The sequence below is a fragment of the Kutzneria buriramensis genome (genome assembly GCF_003387475.1).
Taxonomy (GTDB): domain Bacteria; phylum Actinomycetota; class Actinomycetes; order Mycobacteriales; family Pseudonocardiaceae; genus Kutzneria; species Kutzneria buriramensis.
On sequence record NZ_QUNO01000006.1, the window covers coordinates 385,558 to 403,654 of the forward strand.

Below are 18,097 nucleotides of genomic sequence, written 5' to 3' on the forward strand. Positions count from 1 at the left end.
GGTGACCAAGTTCTCCCTGGAGCTGAGCCAGAACAAGTACCTGTCCACTTCGGACCACCACATGCACGCCGTGCTGACCGTACGGGCCGAGGACCTCAGGGCGCGGCCGCGCCGGCCGGCCGCCGAGGTCCTCGTGGTGGACTGCTCGAGCTCGATGGACTGGCCGCCGACGAAGATCGCCAACGCCCGGCGGGCCGCCGCCGCGGCCATCGACGCGCTGCCCGACGGCACCTGGTTCGCGGTGGTGGAGGGGACCCACAAGGCCACGGTCCGGTTCCCGGACACGGGCACGCTGGTGCAGGCCGACGCCGACACCCGGGCCCGCGCGCACGCGGTGGCGGCGCGGCTGATCGCCAGCGGCGGCACCGCGATGAGCACCTGGCTGGCCAACGCCCGTGAGCTCCTCGACCAGCATCCGGACACCGTCCGGCACGCGCTGCTGCTCACCGACGGCCGCAACGAGAGCGAGACGATCGCCGAGTTGCAGCGGGTGCTCGATTCCTGCGCGGGCCGGTTCGTCTGCGACACCAGGGGAATCGGCGACGACTGGGAGCCGGCGGAGTTGCGCCGCATCGCCGGGGCCCTGCGCGGGACCGCCGACGCGGTGCTGGACGACACCGACCTTCCCGCGGAGTTCCGCCGGATCATCGAGTCCGTCACGGAGAAGACCGTGCCGGGCCTCGGGCTGCGGATCTACACGCCGGCATTCGCGCGGGTGGAGTTCCTGCGGCAGGTCGCGCCGACGGAGATCGACCTGACCGACCGCGCCGAGGGTGGCGTGCTGGACGTCGCCACCGGCGCGTGGGGCGAAGAGGTTCGGGAGTACCACCTGTGCCTGGCGATCGACCTGCACGGCCGTCCCCGCTACGAGGACGTGCAGCTGGGCCGGGTTGAGCTGGTGCCGCCGGACCATTCCGTCGAGGTTCCGGCCGCGCCTATGCCGATCCGTGGGCACATCACCGAGGACGAGCGGCTGTCCACTCACATCGACGAGATGGTGGAGCGCTACACGGTGCAGGCCGACCTGGGCCGGCATCTGCGCGCCGGGTGGGCCCGGTTCGGCGAGGACGACACCGCTGGCGCCGCCGCTGAGTGGGCCAAGGCGGTGGAGCTGGCGCGGCGGCTCGGCAACGACGAGGTGCTGCGTCGCCTCGGCCGCCTGGTCGACATCGACCCGGACACCGGCGAGGTCGCCGTCAAGGACTCGATCCGTCCCCGTGATGGCTTTTCCGCGGTGCTGAGCTTCGCCAGCGACATGACCTCCAACCCGTCCGTGACACCAGCCGCCGGACCGCCACGCAAGTGCCCGAACTGCGGCAAACTTTCGCCGCCGGACGCCGTGGTCTGCATGACCTGTGGACATCGGCTGGGCGAGGTCGCGCCGTGACGGAGCGCGTCAGCACGACCCGCCGCACGCTGCTCCGTCTGCGGCTGGCGCTGCTCGCGTTGACGGTGGTCGTGTTGGCGATGTCGGCGTGGTCGTTCGCCGCCACCCAGGACGTGCTGAGCACCGTGCGGGACCGGACCGCGCCGGCCGTATTGGACATCGCCTCCGCGCGGGCGGCGCTGATGCAGGCCCACGCCGCCGCCGTGAGCAGCTTCGTCAACGGCGGCGCGGGGCTGGTCGGCCCCGGCGAGCAGTACGCGACCTCCCTGTCGGTGGCCGAGCAGGACCTGGCCCGGGCCGCCGAGGACAACTCCGCCGGCGCGGCCGCCAGCAACGAACTCCAACTGCTCGCCGGCCTGCTCACCACGTACAGCGGCTGGATGAGCCAGGCCGACTCGCACTACCGGGACAAGCCGGTCGACTCCCTCTACCTGAGCGACCTCTGGTACGCGGCGCGGGCGCTGGACGGCGGCGACCAGACCCTCGCCCACCTGGAGGTGCTCGCACAGGACCAGCAACAGGAACTGGACCAGGAGCTGACCGCCGACTGGCTCGACCCGTCACTGGCGTTGGCCTGGCTGGTTCCGGCACTCGTCCTGCTGGCGCTGCTCGTCTACACGCAGGTCTACCTGCGGCGGCGCTTCCGGCGGCGGTACAGCCCGTGGATGATCGGGGCCACGGTCGTGCTGCTGGCGCTGATGGGAGCCACCGCGACCGAGCTCATGCTGGCCGACCGGGCCCACAGCGCGAATGCCGCGCTGACCGCTTACGTCGACGGCACCGACCAGCAGTCCGACGCCGTCTCCGCCGGCGCGCAGCACCAGCTGATCCTGCTCATACGCCAGGTATGCGCTCCCAGCGGCAAGCCCGACGGCTGCGGCGACACCATGCCCGCCACCCCTCCGGCCGTCCCGCTGACCACGGCCGCTCCGCCCGCCACCTCCGCCGCATCGGCGACCGCCCAGTTCGCCAGCGCCACCGACCTCGGCTGGTTGCTGGTGCTGATTCCCGTGCTGGCGCTGGCCGTCGCCGGGCTCGTGCTGGCCGGCCTGCAACCCCGGATCGACGAGTACAGGAACCGCTCATGAGGCGACCGACGATCCTGCTGGCGGTGGCGGCGCTCGTCGCCGGCTCGCTCACCGCCTGCTCGGCCGCCGCCGCCGAGCTCACCGTCCTCGGGCCGTGGACCGGCGGCGAGGAGCAGGCGTTCCGGGCCATGTTCCACGGCTTCGAGACCGAGGAGAACGTCCACATCGACTACACCGGAACGCCGGCGGTGAACGAGGTCCTCCAGGCCGACGTCCAAAAGGGACAGCCGCCGGACGTCGCGGTGCTGTCCAGCCCCGGCGAACTCGCCCGCTACGCCGCGTCCGGCGACCTGCGCAAGATCACCGGTTCGGTGGACGTCTCCGACGGTGAGTACAGCCAGCAGTGGCGGACACTGCTGAAGCTGGGCACGAACGACCTGTACGCGGTGCCGGTGAAGGCGGACCTCAAGAGCATCGTATGGTTCGACCCCAAGGTGTCGTCCAAAATGGACAGTTGGCAGCAGCTGCTCGACTTCACCGCCAAGTCGGCGGCCGGCGGGCCGCGGACCTGGTGCCTGGGCATGGAGGCGTACTCCACCTCGGGTTGGCCCGGCACGGACTGGATCGAGGACATCCTGCTGCACCAGTCGGGACCGTCCGTCTACCAGGACTGGGCGACCGGCCAGCTGGCGTGGAACTCGGATCCGGTGCGCGCCGCATGGCAGACCTGGGGCCAACTGCTGGATGCGCAGGACAAACCCGGGGACCAGCAGGCCATGCGCAACGCCGCCCTGCTCACGTACTTCGGCGACGCCGGCGGGAAGATGTTCGACCAGCACCCGGGTTGCCTGCTCGAACACCAGGGCTCGTTCACCACCGGCACGTATCCGACGACGGCCGAGCGCGGCCGGGACTACGACTTCTTCCCGTTCCCGACGATCGCCTCGCAGGTCCCGCAGTCCTACGAGGTCTCGGTGAACCTGGCCGGGCTGTTCACCGACAATCCGTTGGCGCGCAAGCTGATGGCCTACCTGGCCGGCGCCCGCGCGCAGGGCGTCTGGCCGGCCCGTCCCGGCGGCACCGCGTTCTCGGTGAACCGCGAGGTGCTCAACGCCGGCGTCTACCGGGATCCGGTGAGCACGCGCATCGCCGGCGTGCTGGCCCAGGCCGACCACCTCTGCCTCGATGCCTCGGACGTGATGCCGGCGGAGATGTCGGACGCCTTCTCGCGGGCGATCCTGGAGTATCTCGGCGATCCGGGGCGGCTCGACGCCATCCTGACCGGGCTCGACGACGTGCGGAGCGGGCTGAGCGCCAAGGGCCGATTGTCCGTGCCATGCGGCTGACAGGGGAGAGACAGATGACCGAGCTGATGCGGATTCCGTTGGACGCCGGGGGATCGGTGCTCGTCGAGGCGGAGCCGGTGCCGGGCCTGGAACGCGCCGGCCGCACCGCCGACATGCTGCGCGACGCCTCGCAGTCGTTGGAGCAGGCCCTGGCTCAGGTGCGCGACGCCGCCGCGGCCGCGGTGACGCAGTTCGTCGAGATGCAGCGGCGGCCGGACGAGGTGGAGCTGAAGTTCGGGTTGAAACTCGACGCCCAGGCCGGTGCGGTGATCGCCCGCACCGGCCTCCAGGGGCACTTCGAGGTCAAGCTCAAGTGGACGCGCACCGAGTGAGTCAGCGGCGCTTGGCCAGGATGTCCACGCCCAGCGCGGCGCGCACGGCGGCGTTGCGCAGGTACAGGCCGGCCCACACCAGGATCGCGACGTAGACGGGGAACAGCAGGGTGGAGAACAGCGGCGCCTCGATCCGCAGGTTGGAACAGAACGCGCCGCCCAGGTAGGCGGTCTGGAGAATCGCGCCCAGCATCGCGGTCTTCGGGATCACGTACAGCACCAGGCAGCCCAGCTCCAGCAGGCCGATCAGCACGGCCAGGTGCACCGGGAAACCGGCCTGCTGGAAGGCCTGTTCGACAAAAACCGGGTGCAGCGTGTGCATCGTGGCGTCCATCAGCAGGAACAGCACGACGGCGGTGCTGAGGCCACGGCCGATCTTGGTGGCCAGCGGGGCCTTCGCCTTGACGGCGGCGACGGCGGTGGTGTTGGCGGGGGTGGCGATCGCGGTCATCTCGGTGCTCCGTTTCAGGGGATCTCTCGTGCTCTCACCCCTGCGTCGAACGGCGCCCGCCCCGGATCGACAACCCCTCACAACTTTTTCAGCGGATTTTTCCGAACGTCTCCAGCAGGCTCGCCTTGATCTCCGGTCTACCCGCCGCCACCAGCAGGAACGCCGCCTCGCGGACCAGCCGCTGGCCGTGCTCGCCGGCCAGGATCGCCCGACTGCCGCCCGCCGCCACCACCGCGCCGGCCGCGCGGTAGGCCAGTTCCGAGGCGGCCGCCCGGGCCGCCGGCATCGAGGCGGCGTCGATCAGGCCGCCGTCGAGCCGGTCCCGCGCGTCGCCGATCTCCTTGCGCAGCCGGTCCGCCACGTCCGCGCGCCCCGCCTCCTCGATCAGCCGCGCCGCGCGGTCGGCGAGCCCGAGCGGCGCGCAGCCGTTGAGCCGTGAGGAGAAGGCGTTGCCGGCGACGAAGTCCGCGTGCGGGATCGTCGCGTAGATGCGCTCGTCCGGCACGAAGTAGCCGTCGAAGACCAGCCGCACCGTCGCCGTGCCCTGCGCGGCGACCAGCGTCAGCGGCTGCACCGTCAGGTGCGGGGCCTCGACCGGGTCGATCACGCCGCTGACGATCATGTCGCCGTCCCGGCCGGCCAGCTGGAGCAGGTCCACCATGCCCCAGCCGCTGACGAACGGCGCCTCGCCGTCGAAGACGTAGCCGCCGTCCACGCGGGTGGCGCGGGTGCGAGGCGGGACCGGGATCACGCCGGCGTAGGCCACGCCGCCGCGCAGGCGACCGGCGGCCAGGTCGTCCAGGTACCGCTCGCGCAGCGCCTCGTTGGACGTCCCGTACAGGCCGCGGGTCAGGCCGTGGTGCTGGACCCAGGTGAACATCGTGCTCAGGCAGCCGCCGGCGACCGCCTCCAGGATCGCCACCGTCTCCGGCAGGCCCAGCGCGTCGTCCACGGCGATGCCGTAGAAGCCCTCCGCGGCGAGCAGGTCGAAGTGGGCGCGCGGCACCACGCCCGCCGCGTCCACCTCGGCGGCCGCCGGGAACAGCACCTCGTCAGCGATGGCCCGCGCGCGGGCGACCAGGTCACTCACACCGTCAACTTAGGTCGGCGCGGTGAACCGCGCAGCAAAACCGCTGGACGGCGTGACCAGAATCGACGCCATGGGGTCGGTTCTGGTCAATTTCGTCTATGCCCACGCGGTCGGCCACGCCGTCGAGGCGTTGCAGTACTGCCGGGGCTATCACGCGGCCGACCCGTCGCGGCGGATCGGGCTCGTGCTCAACGCCGACACGCCGGCGGAGCTCGCGACCTGGTGCCCGTTCATCGACGAGGTGCACACGATCGAGCTCGACCTGTTCGACCCGGCCACCGACACCCGCGACCAGCTCGCGAAGATCACCAAGGACTGGGACCACGTGGTCGGCGACCACCGCATGTCGCTGCCGGAGCAGCGCGCGTTCTTCCCAGGCCTCGCGGCGTACTACGACCAGGCCGACGCGTACTTCACCGGGATCAAGGGCTCGGCCGGCGGCCAGCCGCCGTCCTACCTGCCGAAGCAGCCGCTGCGGCTGAACCTGCCCGAACAGCCACGCGACGGATTCGCGGTGCTGCTCGGCGGCAGCGCGAAGCGCGAGATGTACCCGTCGGTGTCGTCGTGGCGGCTGATCCTGGCCGCCCTCGCCGATCGCTTCCCGGGCGCGGCGATAACCCTGCTCGGCAAGCTTGCCAAGGACGGCCGCACCAGCACGACCTACACCCGTGACGAGTACGAGCGCCTCGCGGCCGCCGTTCCCGGTGCGCGACTGGCGCTGGACCTGCCGCTGCGGGACCAGTTGTCCCTGGTCGGCGCCTCCAGGGTCTTCCTGTCGCCGCACACCGGGTTCGGCATGGTCGCGCTGGCCACCGGCACGCCGTGGCTGTGCCTGGCCGGCAACCGCTGGCCCGAGTTCTACTTCAACGACGGCGTGCCGTTCTACTCCGTGCTGCCGGACCGCGCCCGCTTCCCCTGTTACACCATGTTCGGTTCGGACCCGGAGCCCGTGGACGACGAGGGACCGCGCGCGCCGAGCATGTCGGCCGCCCGCATCCGGGCGGACCTGCCGGAACTGCTCGACGCCGCGGCGCTCCTGGTCGCCGGCGACCTGGGCTACGCCGCCGCGCTGGCCGGCCACCGCGACCGGCTGGCCCGGTGCTGGGGCGGGGACCGCTCGATGATGTGGTCGCTGGACAACGTGCTCAGCTGACCGCCGCCAGCAGGGCGGTGCGCTGCGCGGAGCCGACGCCGCCCACCCGGCGCGAGTCGGCGATTTCGCAGCCACGCATCAGCTCGGCCGCGCGCACCGGGCCGACACCCGGTAACGCCTTGATGACGGCGATGATCCGTGTCTTGCGGACCACCTCGTCGGTTTCGGCGCGTTCGAACACTTCCGGCAGCTGCACGGTCCCCGCCTTGAGGCCGGCCAGCAGCTCGGCACGGGCCTTGCGGGCGCGCTGAGCCTTGGCCAGCGCTTCGGCACGCTGCTGGGCCGTGAGTGCGGGCAGAGCCATGGTGATCCCTTCGACGTCGATGCTGTGTGCTGTGCGTTTGCGGCGAGTTCCGATAATGGCCTCGAGCACGCGATTCACACGGGCATTCGACGATCTGCGCAAGAAACCACCCGGTCAGCGCAACGCGTTTGACCGGACCGTGAGAGTTCCGGCCACGGCGTCCAGGTCTGCGACCAGTCCAATTGGCACAGTCAGTGCCGCCGAACAGTGCCCGAAGCCGAGTTCCCACGCTACGGGCACGCCGAGCCCGCCGAGCCGATCGGCGAGCATCGCGCGCACGTGCACGGGGTCGCCGCAGCCGGTCCACGACCCCAGCGCGATGCCGTTGACCCCGTCGAACCAGCCGGCACGCAGCAGTTTCGTGACGATGCCGTCCAATCGGTACGGATCCTCGTTGACGTCTTCGAGAAGCGCGATCGCGCCATCGGGCGGCGGCGGGGCGGTCCGCGCGGCGAGCCCGGCGGCCAGCAGGCTGGCGTTGCCGCCGACGACCACACCCGACGCCCGGCCCGCAACCAGTGCTCCGGCGCCGGGTCGCGTCAACACCCGAACGGCGGCAGGATCGAACACCGTCGAGTGAAAGTGCTGCTGCGCCTGCTCGTCCTCGGTGAACGCAAGGGTGGCCAGCATGGGCGCGAACAGCGTCACCAGGTTCAACCGCGCGCCGATGTAGTCGTGCAGCGTGGTCACGTCGCTGGAGCCGGCGAACACCTTCGGCCCGGCGGCGGCCATCGCCGACCAGTCCAGCAGGTCCACCATGCGCATGCAGCCGTAGCCGCCGCGGACACAGAACACCGCCGCCACCTCGGGATCGCACCAGGCGTCCTGGAGGTCGGCGGCGCGGTCCGCGTCGGTGCCGGCGAGGTAGCCGAGGTGCCGGTCCAGCACGTGCTTGCCGAGTCGTACCCGCAGGCCCCACGACTCCACGATCTCGATACCGGCCCTGAGCACCTCCTCCGGCACGCGCCCGGCCGGTGCCACGAGCGCCACCAGGTCACCGGGTTTGAGCCGGTCCGGTCGGGTCCGTTCGATCACGTGTGCAGCGCCAGTCGCGGCACGTCCACCGGCTCGAAGCCCAGCACCTGCCCGTAGAACGACAGCTCCGCCTCCAGCGCCGCCTTGATCGTCTCGGCCCGCCGGAAGCCGTGCTGCTCGCCGGCGAAGCCGAGGTACGCGTGCCGGATGCCGCTGCCGTCGATCGCCCGCGCGAACGCCTCGGTGTGCGCCGGCGGGCAGACCTCGTCCTCAAGGCCCTGCAACAGCAGGATGGGCCCGGTGAGCTTGTCCGGCCGCTCGCTGGGGGACCGCTCCAGGTACACCTCGCGGGCGGTGTCCAGCGGCCCGATCAGGCCGTCCAGGTAGCGGGACTCGAAGTCGTGCGTCTCGCCGCTGGCGAAGGCGATCATGTCGACGGCCGGGTACATCGCGTTGCCGCACGCGAACGGCGACGGCATGGTCAGCGCGGCGGCGGTGGTGAAGCCGCCGGCGCTGCCACCGCGGATCGCCAGCCGCGCCCGGTCGGCGATGCCCTCATCGGCCAGGGCGGTCGCCACCGCGCCGCAGTCCTGCACGTCGACGACGCCCCACTGGCCGTTCAGGCGCTCGCGGAACCGCCGGCCGTAGCCGGTGGAACCGCCGTAGTTGACGGCCACGACGCCGATGCCGCGGCTGGTGAAGTAGGTCACCGTCAGGCTCAGGGTGCCGGACACGCTGCCGGTCGGGCCGCCGTGGACGTGCACGACGTACGGCGGCAGCTCGCCCTCGGGCGCCACGAAGTCCGGGTTGGTCGGCGGGTACACGAAAGCGGGGATCTTCTCCCCGTCCGGGCTGGTGAAGACCTGCTCGTACGGGGTCGGCAGGTACACCGGGTCCAGCGGCAGCGGCTCGCCGACCGTCAGCACGCTCGCCTCGCCGGTGGACAGGTCCAGCCGCACGACGGCCTCCTCGTCCCGCGGGCCGCCAGCTATGCCGACGACCACGCCGTCCGCCGCCGAGATCTGTCCCAGCCACACCGGCAGATCCGTCTCGACGTCGGTGACGGTGCCGCTGCGCTCGTCCAGCACCGCCAGCGCGGTGCCGCGGATCACCGCGTGCCGGCCGTTGCCCAGCGGCGCGAACCAGCTGCTGCCCAGCCGCCACAGCGGGCCGCCGAGCTCCTCCTCGCACGGCGCGAGGTTGGTCGCCGTGCCGTCCAGGGTGATGCGGTGCAGGTTCCACCAGCCCTGCGGGTCGGTCAGCGCGAGCAGCGTCTCCGGGCTCTCCCACCGGAACTGGCACACCGCCTCGGCCGGCCCGCCGGCGATCACCCGGTGCTCGCCGACCTTGCCGTCCTCGGTCAGCTCGGCCACGCACAGCTCGGTGCCGTCCCACGGCATCGCCGGGTGGTTCCAGCCCAGCCACGCCACGTGCCGACCGTCCGGCGACGGCTGCGGGGCGGACATGAAGTGGTGGCTCGCGACCAGCACCCGTGCCTGCTGCGTGCCGTCCAGCGGCAGCGCGACCAGGTCGCGGCGGACGTCCACGTTCGCGGCGCTGAGCTGGGTCTCCCGCACGCACCACACCTCGGCGCCGTCCGGGCTGGCCGTCAGGTCCGTGTAGCGGTACCAGTGCTCGTGCGGCGGCTCCGGGCTGATCGGCCGGGGCTCGGCGGCCGGGTCGTCCCCGTCCACGAGGTACACCCGCTGGTCGTTCCAGTGCGTGAACGCGATCCGGCCGCCGACGAAGGCCCACGGCTTGCCGCCGTACTCGTGCACGCGGTTGCGGGCGTTCCACGGCGCGGCCAGCACCTGTCGGGGCTGCTCACCCGGTTTCCCGGCCCGCATGAGCACCACTCGGCCGCCCTCCTCGGGACGGCTCTCGGCCCACCACGTCTCCCCGTCGTGCTGGTCGACCCACTGGATCGACCCGCCCGCCCCGGCCACGTCCTGCGCGGCCAGCGGGGACACCCACGTTCCGTACGGCGCGATCGTCACCACGGCAAGACCCTATCCCCACTGATCACCCGCCGACGCCACGCGGGGCGTGCCCACCGCGGCGGCGGTTCGACACAAAGAACCCAGCCCGCCGAATATCTGTGGACAGTGGAATGCGGTCCCGTGACGGGTATGACGAATTCACAGGCCGGCTCGGGAGGCGAGCACCATCGTCAGCCCCCGGGTCACTTGAAGACTTGGCATCACGTTGAACCGTCTTCAGACACGAGAGGGAACCATGAACCTGATCGCCGGCGACACGATGTTTTTAGTGATCCACCAGCCGGATGGCCTGGCCGGGGGCGGCTTCGACGGGGTGGTGGCGCCCCCGGTGTGCGGTATCTCGGCGTCAGCCGCAGACGACGCGACCGCCCGGTAGTTCATCTTCTCGTGCTGTTCTGCCGAACGGTGCTCCATATGTCGGGACCGCGTGACCATTTCCCTGACGGCATGGTGGCCTCGCCGCGTATGCGGTACGCGGCGAGGCTGGTCGAATGCGAGGAACACCCGTCTCGCCGGCGGGACCGGCTCGCCTGTTCGCTTATCGCCGAACCGGTTGACCCATTGCTGCGACTATGGCCCGTCGGTACGCTCCACATCGTCTGACCTGCACTTATGCCACACCTGCACGTTCCTCGAGGCGGTTTGCGAATCGCCCGTTTCGAGTCCCGCGCGCATCGTCACCACGCACCTGGGGAGGATTTCAGCGTGAAGGATCGGACCGTGCTGCGCACCATCACCCTCGGCCTGGCGGGACCGCACCCGCTGTCCGAGGACCGCGTCGAGCAGGCCGCCATGCTGCTGCGCGACGCGGCGGCCGCCTGCGACGCCGTGGGCTTCGAGGTGCAGACGCTCCGCATCAGCACCGGCGGCGCGCTCGACGACCTGAGCGACCCGGACCTGGTCCGCTACGCGGAACGCCTCCAGTGGGTGCTCGACGACGTCGCCATCGACCACTTCTCGCTCGGAGCCGTGCCCGCCGCGGACCCGAGCGTGCCGATCGACCGCCTCTCCGTGCTGGAGGACGTGCTAGTTGGCAATCCCGCGCTCAACTGCGCGGTGCAACTGGCCACCGTCGAGCACGGCATCCGCGTGGAGGCCGCGTTGCCGGTCGCCCGGGTGATGCGCGGCCTGGCCGAACGCACCGACGGAGGCGTGGGCAACTTCCGCTTCGCCGCCCTGGCCTGCGTCGGCCCGGGGCACCCGTTCTTCCCAGCCGCCCACCACGCGGGACCCGACGCCATCAGCGTCGGCCTCCAATCCGCCGACGTCGCCAGCGCGGCGCTGGCCGGCGTGCGACCGCTGGACCTCCCGGCGATCACCGGCCGCGTGCGTGACGCCATCACCGCGCAGGCCAAGCCCGTCGTGGACGTCCTCGACGCTTTCGCACGGGAGGCCGGACTGGAGTTCGGCGGCATCGACGTGTCGCCGGCGCCGTCGATCGAGGCGGGCATCGCGGCCGCTGTGCAGGCGGGCGTCGGCGGCCCGATCGGCTCCGCCGGCACGATCGCCGTGGTCGGCGCGATCACCACCGCACTGCGCACGACCGGCCTGCCGACCTGTGGTTACAACGGCCTGATGCTGCCGGTGCTGGAAGACGTCGACCTGGCGTCCCACTGGGAGGCGGGCCGGCTCGTCGCCCACCAACTGCTCGCCTACTCCGCGATCTGCGGCACCGGGCTGGACACCGTGCCGCTGCCCGGCGACGCCTCCGAGACGGAGATCGCCGGCCTGCTGCTCGACACCGCAACCCTGGCCACGAGGCTCGTCAAACCGCTGTCCGCGCGCCTTTTCCCGGTTCCCGGCCTGCGCGCTGGTGACCGCACGGCGTTCGGCTCGCCGCACCTGACCGACATCACGCTGCCTGGGGACTGACTTTCGACGCGCGTTCGGTGGGGACCCGAACAGCGCCGACGCACAGATATTGGGGGAGTACCGATGGACACGACAGGCTTACCGGCGGTGACCGACCGCCGCCCGGTGCTCCTGCGCATCGGCGACCTGGTGATCGGCGGATCGCCGCGGCTCGGCGGCGTCGATGACGAACACGTGCGGCTGCTCGCCGAGCTGACGCAGCAACTGCCGCCGATCCTCGTGCACCGCAGGACGATGCGCGTGCTCGACGGCGTGCACCGGGTTCGTGCCGCGCAGCTCAAGGGACACGGCATGATCGAGGCCGAGTTCCACGACGGCAACGAGCAGGAGGCATTCCTGCTGGCGGTGGAGCGCAACATCGCGCACGGCTTGCCGCTGTCGCTGGCCGACCGCAAGGCCGCGGCGGCCCGTATCCTCGCCGCCTGGCCGCACCGGTCCGACCGGGCCATCGCGGCCAGCACGGGTCTTTCCGACCGCACCGTGCGGACGATCCGGCAGCGTTCGAGTGCGGGTTCCTCGCAGTCGAACGCCCGGGTCGGCCAGGACGGCCGCGTCCGTCCGATGAGCACGGTCGAGGGACGGCTGCGCGCCTGGGAGATCATGCGCGCCCGACCCGAGACCGCGCTGCGGGCCGTGGCCGAGTCCGCCGGGGTGTCCCTGGGCACCGTGCACGACGTGCGGGAGCGGATGCGCCGCGGCGAGAGCCCGGTGCCAGCCCGGCAGGCCACCGCCGCGGCGGCGCCGAGTGCGCCGCCCAGACAACCGGCGAAGCCAGCCACGCCGGCTCGCACCCGCGACGTCCGGACCACGCTGGACCGACTGCGCCGCGACCCGTCGCTGCGGTTCACCGAGAACGGCCGCTCGATGCTGCGCTGGCTCGGCATGCACACCATCGCCGTCGAGGACTGGCAGGACCTGCTCGCCGGCACGCCCGCACACTGCACGGAGATGATCGCCGAGCTGGCCTGGCACACCGCCGACGCGTGGCAGCGGTTCGCCCGTGAGCTCGAACAGCGCGAGTCGTGACGACTGTGGCCTCGGCGTCGAGACGCCGAGGCCACGTTCATCAGTCCAGGTCACGCGCCGGCTCCGGCACCGCGAGCAGCCCGCCGACCGTCGCCAGTCCGCCGATCACCAGCGCGCCCATGACGAACGTCGTCAGGTTCGCCACCCCGCCGCTCCAGGCGTTGACGAGGGTGGGCACCAGACCGGCCAGCGCGAAGCTGAAGTTGATCGACAGCGCCACCCCGGACGCCCGCACCGCGGTGGGGAACCGCTGGTTCAGGAACACCGGCATCGGCCCGAACGCGCCGACGCTCAGGCAGGACATCGCCACCGTCACCACGGCCACCGGCACCAGCGCCTGCGGCCCGTTCAGACCCGCCAGCAAATGGAACAGCACCGGCAGCGCGATCGTGTTGAGAACCGCCACGGCGATCATCACCCGCTTGCGGCCGTACAGCTGGCTCAGGTGCCCCACCAGCGGGCCGAACGCCAGCGTCAGCAGGTTCACCACCACCAGCAGGCCGCTCACCGTGACCGGCGGCAGGTGGTTGACCACCTGGAGATAGGTCGGCAGGAAGCCCAGCGTCAGCAGGAAGTGCGTGGCGATGCCGAACACCACGGGCATGTTGAGCAGCATCAGCTTGCGGTGCGCGCCGAGCACCTCGCGGACCGGCCGGCGGGTCTTGTTGGCGTCCCGGTCCCACATCGGCGACTCCTCCAGGAACACCACCAGGACCAGGCTCAGCACCACCGGCAGGCCGCCGGCGAAGAACATCGCCCGCCAGCCCCACGCGGCGAACTGGTTGCCGGGAAACGCCTGCAACGCAAGGAAGAGCGCCAACGACGCGAGCACGCTGCCGACCGTCGTGCCGCCGCCGCCCACGATCCCCGACACCAGGCCACGCCAGCGCGGGCGCACGGTCTCGATGGCCATGGTGAGCGTGGAGGCGAACACGCCGCCGACGAACATGCCCTGCGCCAAGCGAAGCACCAGCAGCAGGACCGGGGCGATCACGCCGGCGGACGCCTCCACCGGCAGCGCTCCGATCGTGCACGTGACCGCGCCGACGCCGAACAACGCGAGGATCATCGCTCGCCGGCGGCCGAAGCGGTCGGCGATGCTGCCCATCACCGCCGCGCCGATCGGGCGCATCAGCAGCGTCGCGGCGAGCGTGCTGAACGCGCCGGCGAGCGAGAGAGCCTTGTTGTCACTGGGAAAGAACAGCGTCGCGATCACCGGCGCCACGAACACCGCGACGTACATGTCGTAGAAGTCCAGGGTGAAACCGACCGACGAGGAGAGCGTCGCCCGGAATCCGCGGCCCGGCCTCGCCCCCGTCACGGCGCGCGCCGGCGTTCTGTCGATCGTCGTAGTCATGGAAGCCCCTGATGAGTCGGCCGAGGCGGCGGAAGGACGCCAGTCTGCGGCGGCTCCGCACCGGTGTCCACACGCGCTCGAACACCGCCAACGGGCCCGAAAAGCCTTGTGCCGCAAGGTTGACAGTCCCGGGCCGGGCAGGGGAGTTTGCATCGCGACCGCTCGTTCCGCAGCGCAGGGAGGACACCATGACCGCGACCGCCGAAGTGAGAACGCTGACATCGCAGTGGATCGGGGGCGAGTGGACGCCCTCGGACGCGCGGCAGGGCATCGCGGTGACCGATCCGAGCGACGAGACCACGATCGCCACCGTGCCGGCCGGCACCGAGTCAGACATGCGCCGCGCGATCGCCGCCGCCTCCGGCGCGGCCGAGGCCTGGGCGCAAACCCCCGTGGCGCAACGCCTTGCGTTCCTCGAGCGGCTGCTGATCGGCCTGGACAAGCACCGCGAGGACCTCGCCGAGACCATCACCAGTGAGGTCGGCGCGCCCACCATGCTGGCCCGCCGCCTGCACGTCGGCATGGCGCTGGGCATCGCCGAGTCCTTTGTGGACATCACCCGGAACTTCGAATTCGAGCGCCGGGTCGGCAACTCGCTGGTGGTGCGCGAGGCGGCCGGCGTGGTCGGCGCGATCACGCCGTGGAACGTGCCGCTGATCCTGGCCCTGCAGAAGATCGTGCCGGCGCTGATGGCCGGCTGCACGGTGGTGCACAAGCCGTCCGAGCTGACGCCGCTGCACGCGTACCTGCTCGCCGAGATCCTCGCCGAGGCGGACCTGCCACCCGGCGTGTTCAACATGGTCGTCGGCGAGGGCCTGACCGCCGGCGCCGCGCTGGCCGCGCACCCGGACGTGGACCTGCTGTCGTTCACCGGCTCCGTGCGCGCCGGCCGTGAGGTCGCGCGGCTGGCCTCGCAGCACCTCGCCCAGGTGCACCTGGAGCTCGGCGGCAAGAGCGCCAGCCTGGTGCTGGACGACGCCGACCTGGACTCGGCCGTGCGGGCCACGGTGGACCAGATCTGCTTCAACTCCGGCCAGGCGTGCTTGCAGTGGAGCCGGCTGCTGGTGCCCGCCGACCGTTACGACGAGGCGCTGGAGATCGCGGCTCAGACGGCCAACAACTACCGGGTCGGGCCGCCGCGCGCGGAGGACACCGACCTCGGCCCGCTGGTCTCGGCGGCGGCCCTGGAGCGGGTGCGCGGCTACATCAACACCGGCATCGCCGAAGGCGCCCGGCTGGTGGCCGGCGGCCCGGAGCCAGTGGAGGGCCTGCCGGTCGGCCACTACGTGCGACCCACCGTCTTCGGCGACGTCACCGAGGACATGACGCTCGCCCGTGAGGAGGTCTTCGGGCCGGTCCTGTCGGTCATGCGCTACGAGGACGAGCAGGACGCCATCCGGCTGGCCAACAACACCGCCTACGGCCTGCACGGCTCGGTCTGGTCCGGCGACGTGGACCGCGCGCAGCGCGTGGCCCGCCGGATCCGCACCGGCCAGGTCGACATCAACGGCGGCCCGTTCAACATCCTCGCGCCGTTCGGCGGCGTGAAGGGCTCGGGCTACGGCCGGGAATGCGGCGTGGAGGGACTCGACGGCTTCTGCGCCGTCAAGTCCCTCCAGCTGCCGGTGGAGGAGAACGCCGAGCCGGTCGGCCCCCGGCTGCGTCGCGCGGAGTGACCGGCTCCGCTACCCGACCGCGACTGGCGGTCGGGTAGCGGCCCGGGCGCGCAGCCCGGTGACCGCGGCGAACACCACGAGGCCGACAACGCCCCACACCGCGAGCACGGTGATCGAACCCGCCACGCCGGCACCGCCGAAGTAGTGCGCGGCGGAAATGGCCGGGATGACCTGGCTCATCGGCAGAATCGGTTGCAGGAACTGGAAGAACGCCGGCAGGAAGTGCGCGAGACCGGCGGGACCGCCGGTGGTCGGCACGCCGAGCACGACGAACAGCAGACCGGCCAGAGCGATGCCGCGCGGGTTGATCCGCGCCAGCGCCGCCGTGGACGCCGCGACCGCCAGCGAGAACAGCGCAAGCAGCAGCGCCAGCGTCAGGAAGTGGCCGGTCAAAGCGCCGATCACGCCGTCGGCCAACGTTGCCGCGCCGAAGCCCGCCACCAGCGCGAAGGTGATCAGCAGCAGCACGTGCACCTCGGCGCGGGCTCCCCGTCCGACCAGCGCGCTCGCCGCGCCGAAGATCAGGCTCGGGAACAGCAGCGCCAGCACGACGAAGAACGGCGACAGCCCCTGGCGGTCACCCGGCGGCAACGGCGCGGCGTCCACGACGTGCAGGGTCTGGCCCTGCGCTGCGGCGACCTTCGTGAAGACCTGCGTGAGCACGTTGACCGGCACGCTGCCGCCCGCGCTCGCGACCATCAGTTCGGCGTCCCGGCCGTCCTCGACGAACGCCCCGTGATGGGAGCCGTCCGCGACCGCAGCCCGCGCCTGACCGGCGTCGGGATAGCGGTCGAACTTGAACGCCCCCGGCTGCTGCGAGTCCACGGCCGCCTGCACGTGCGCGGCCACGTCGTCCGCAGCCACCAGCGCCACCGGCAGCGACCTGGGCGCCGGGGCGTGGAACGCCGCCAGCAGCGATCCGACCAGACAGAGTCCGAAAACCAGGCCAACGGCCGCGCCCAGCACGATTCGGCGTTCCGCCGGGCGCAGCCCCCTCTCGTTGTCCACGATTGCTCCTCGTCAGCCGGCCTGCTCGGCGGCGATCATGCGTTCGATGATCCGGCGGGCGCGCAGGGCCCCGTTGTCCGCGCGCAAGTTGATCTCGAAAGGATAGTCGGGCTCATAGGGCGCGATCACCCGTTCGATCGCCTCCACCGCGTCCACGTCCTGCATCAGCACGCCGGGCGTGCCCTCCTGCCAGATCTGGCTGACGGCCTCGTCGTCGACGTGGTAATCGCGGGCGATGAGCCAGAAGTAGTGCGCGGACGTCTCCGTTTCCGGCGTCACGCAGTGGACCGCCTTGTGCCGGCAGGCCCGCGGGTCGTCGCTGGCCGCGCCGGCCGGCTTGGCCAGCACGTGGCTGATGTGGAATCCGGGCGCGGTGTACTCGGCGACCGACTCCCGGTCGATCATGCCGGACAGGCCCATCACCTTCTCGAACAGCGGCGGGCACAGCACCGACGGCATCGGCCGGGTGACGAACACCGTGTCGCCGCGCACCTCGGTCGTCGCGGGCGTCTCGGCGACCTCGTTGGTGCCGATGGAGTCCGCGTGCAGGAACGACACGTGCGTCAGATCCAGCAGGTTCTCGTTGAGCAGCTGGGCACGGGCGTTCATGTGCAGCGTGCCACGCACGATCGCCCAGTCCGGCGAGTCCAGCCACGGATGCACCGGGATCATGCTCTCGTCGGCCTTGTCCGGGTCGCCGAGCCAGATCCACAGCAGGCCGCCGCGGTCCCGCACGGGGTAGCGGTGCACGCGACAGTTCGGCGGGACGGGGTTCTGGGACGGCACCTTGGTCGCCTGGCCGTCCGGGCCGTAGACGATGCCGTGGTAGCCGCACTCGACGCTGTCGCCGGTGAGCTTGCCCAGCGTCAGCGGCATCTGGCGGTGCACGCAGCGGTCGGTGAGCGCGACCGGCGTGCCGTCGACCCTGCGGTAGAAGCAGATCGGATCACCGAGAATCCACCGCGACAGCAGGGTGCGACCGAAATCCTGGGCGTGGCCCGCGACATACCACTGATTACGCGGAAAGGATTTGGGATACACGCGCCATTCGTAGGGCGGCGGCCGCGTGACTGTCAAGGAATTGCCGGATCC

17 protein-coding genes are annotated in these 18,097 nt (G+C 71.5%); 9 read left to right on the forward strand and 8 right to left on the reverse strand.

Going from position 1 to position 18,097, the window contains the following annotated elements:
- Position 1: 1 nt before the first annotated feature.
- The 4 genes from BCF44_RS19870 to BCF44_RS19885 are packed head-to-tail and all read left to right on the forward strand — an operon-like array spanning position 2 to position 4,093.
- Positions 2–1,387: a VWA domain-containing protein gene (locus tag BCF44_RS19870; protein WP_147328547.1), complete on the forward strand. Its 1,386-nt coding sequence runs from the start codon at positions 2–4 to the stop codon at positions 1,385–1,387.
- A complete protein-coding gene (locus tag BCF44_RS19875; protein ID WP_116175804.1) occupies positions 1,384–2,475 on the forward strand; it encodes a hypothetical protein in 1,092 nt (363 codons plus the stop codon). The genes BCF44_RS19870 and BCF44_RS19875 overlap by 4 nt, the downstream gene beginning before the upstream one ends.
- Positions 2,472–3,761 carry an ABC transporter substrate-binding protein gene (locus tag BCF44_RS19880; RefSeq protein WP_116175805.1) on the forward strand — a complete coding sequence of 430 codons (1,290 nt, stop codon included), beginning with the start codon at positions 2,472–2,474 and terminating at the stop codon, positions 3,759–3,761. Before BCF44_RS19875 ends, BCF44_RS19880 begins: the two co-directional genes overlap by 4 nt.
- 14 nt (positions 3,762–3,775) lie before the next feature.
- Positions 3,776–4,093, forward strand: a complete 318-nt coding sequence (locus BCF44_RS19885) for a CU044_2847 family protein (protein WP_116175806.1) — start codon at positions 3,776–3,778, stop codon at positions 4,091–4,093.
- 1 nt (position 4,094) lies between these two features.
- Here the strand turns inward: BCF44_RS19885 and BCF44_RS19890 are convergent, their stop codons facing one another.
- Both BCF44_RS19890 and BCF44_RS19895 read right to left on the reverse strand, forming a co-directional pair.
- Positions 4,095–4,544, reverse strand: coding sequence for a DoxX family protein (locus BCF44_RS19890; RefSeq protein WP_116175807.1), 450 nt, complete (start codon positions 4,542–4,544; stop codon positions 4,095–4,097).
- Between the two features lie 88 nt (positions 4,545–4,632).
- Entirely contained in the window at positions 4,633–5,634 is a 1,002-nt protein-coding gene (locus BCF44_RS19895; RefSeq protein ID WP_116175808.1) for an acyl-CoA dehydrogenase family protein, read from the reverse strand.
- A gap of 70 nt (positions 5,635–5,704) precedes the next feature.
- Here BCF44_RS19895 and BCF44_RS19900 point away from each other — a divergent pair, with 70 nt between their 5' ends.
- Positions 5,705–6,787, forward strand: a complete 1,083-nt coding sequence (locus tag BCF44_RS19900; protein ID WP_116175809.1) for a glycosyltransferase family 9 protein — start codon at positions 5,705–5,707, stop codon at positions 6,785–6,787.
- Here BCF44_RS19900 and mihF read toward each other — a convergent pair.
- Genes mihF through BCF44_RS19915 form a run of 3 tightly spaced genes read right to left on the reverse strand, consistent with a single transcriptional unit; the run spans position 6,780 to position 10,066 of the window.
- Positions 6,780–7,169: an integration host factor, actinobacterial type gene (gene mihF / locus BCF44_RS19905; protein ID WP_379801606.1), complete on the reverse strand. Its 390-nt coding sequence runs from the start codon at positions 7,167–7,169 to the stop codon at positions 6,780–6,782. The two genes, BCF44_RS19900 and mihF, sit on opposite strands and share 8 nt — an antisense overlap.
- A 36-nt stretch (positions 7,170–7,205) precedes the next feature.
- The gene (locus tag BCF44_RS19910; protein ID WP_116175810.1) at positions 7,206–8,126 is read right to left on the reverse strand and encodes a S66 peptidase family protein; all 921 of its coding nucleotides are present in this window, start codon (positions 8,124–8,126) and stop codon (positions 7,206–7,208) included.
- On the reverse strand, positions 8,123–10,066 hold the full coding sequence (locus tag BCF44_RS19915) for a prolyl oligopeptidase family serine peptidase (protein ID WP_116175811.1): 1,944 nt from the start codon (positions 10,064–10,066) through the stop codon (positions 8,123–8,125). The genes BCF44_RS19910 and BCF44_RS19915 overlap by 4 nt, the downstream gene beginning before the upstream one ends.
- Before the next feature lie 235 nt (positions 10,067–10,301).
- Between BCF44_RS19915 and BCF44_RS55560 the strand changes: the two genes are divergently transcribed.
- From BCF44_RS55560 to BCF44_RS19925, 3 genes are all read left to right on the forward strand, one after another.
- Positions 10,302–10,442 (forward strand): hypothetical protein, encoded by a 141-nt coding sequence (locus BCF44_RS55560; RefSeq protein WP_170217626.1) that lies wholly within the window; start codon positions 10,302–10,304, stop codon positions 10,440–10,442.
- A gap of 329 nt (positions 10,443–10,771) precedes the next feature.
- Positions 10,772–11,938: a DUF711 family protein gene (locus BCF44_RS19920; RefSeq protein ID WP_246015299.1), complete on the forward strand. Its 1,167-nt coding sequence runs from the start codon at positions 10,772–10,774 to the stop codon at positions 11,936–11,938.
- A 63-nt stretch (positions 11,939–12,001) separates the two neighbouring features.
- Positions 12,002–12,964, forward strand: a complete 963-nt coding sequence (locus BCF44_RS19925; protein WP_116175813.1) for a ParB/RepB/Spo0J family partition protein — start codon at positions 12,002–12,004, stop codon at positions 12,962–12,964.
- A 40-nt stretch (positions 12,965–13,004) separates the two neighbouring features.
- On the opposite strand, the gene BCF44_RS19930 is transcribed toward BCF44_RS19925, so the two are convergent.
- Positions 13,005–14,321, reverse strand: coding sequence for an MFS transporter (locus BCF44_RS19930; RefSeq protein ID WP_170217627.1), 1,317 nt, complete (start codon positions 14,319–14,321; stop codon positions 13,005–13,007).
- Positions 14,322–14,509: 188 nt separating this feature from the next.
- Here BCF44_RS19930 and BCF44_RS19935 point away from each other — a divergent pair, with 188 nt between their 5' ends.
- The gene (locus tag BCF44_RS19935) at positions 14,510–15,997 is read left to right on the forward strand and encodes an aldehyde dehydrogenase family protein (RefSeq protein ID WP_116175815.1); all 1,488 of its coding nucleotides are present in this window, start codon (positions 14,510–14,512) and stop codon (positions 15,995–15,997) included.
- 9 nt (positions 15,998–16,006) lie between these two features.
- On the opposite strand, the gene BCF44_RS19940 is transcribed toward BCF44_RS19935, so the two are convergent.
- Positions 16,007–17,005 carry a hypothetical protein gene (locus BCF44_RS19940; protein ID WP_116175816.1) on the reverse strand — a complete coding sequence of 333 codons (999 nt, stop codon included), beginning with the start codon at positions 17,003–17,005 and terminating at the stop codon, positions 16,007–16,009.
- Positions 17,006–17,017: 12 nt separating this feature from the next.
- Positions 17,018–18,046 (reverse strand): aromatic ring-hydroxylating oxygenase subunit alpha, encoded by a 1,029-nt coding sequence (locus BCF44_RS19945; protein WP_170217628.1) that lies wholly within the window; start codon positions 18,044–18,046, stop codon positions 17,018–17,020.
- Positions 18,047–18,097 lie beyond the last annotated feature (51 nt).

What these genes read in the sequence shown, in the direction of transcription:
- BCF44_RS19880 (WP_116175805.1), top strand. Translation starts at nt 2,472, where the DNA reads ATGAGGCGACCGACGATCCTGCTGGCGGTGGCGGCGCTCGTCGCCGGC.
- BCF44_RS19885 (WP_116175806.1), top strand. Translation starts at nt 3,776, where the DNA reads ATGACCGAGCTGATGCGGATTCCGTTGGACGCCGGGGGATCGGTGCTC.
- BCF44_RS19890 (WP_116175807.1), bottom strand. Translation starts at nt 4,544, where the DNA reads ATGACCGCGATCGCCACCCCCGCCAACACCACCGCCGTCGCCGCCGTC.
- BCF44_RS19900 (WP_116175809.1), top strand. Translation starts at nt 5,705, where the DNA reads ATGGGGTCGGTTCTGGTCAATTTCGTCTATGCCCACGCGGTCGGCCAC.
- BCF44_RS55560 (WP_170217626.1), top strand. Translation starts at nt 10,302, where the DNA reads ATGAACCTGATCGCCGGCGACACGATGTTTTTAGTGATCCACCAGCCG.
- BCF44_RS19925 (WP_116175813.1), top strand. Translation starts at nt 12,002, where the DNA reads ATGGACACGACAGGCTTACCGGCGGTGACCGACCGCCGCCCGGTGCTC.
- BCF44_RS19930 (WP_170217627.1), bottom strand. Translation starts at nt 14,321, where the DNA reads ATGACTACGACGATCGACAGAACGCCGGCGCGCGCCGTGACGGGGGCG.
- BCF44_RS19935 (WP_116175815.1), top strand. Translation starts at nt 14,510, where the DNA reads ATGACCGCGACCGCCGAAGTGAGAACGCTGACATCGCAGTGGATCGGG.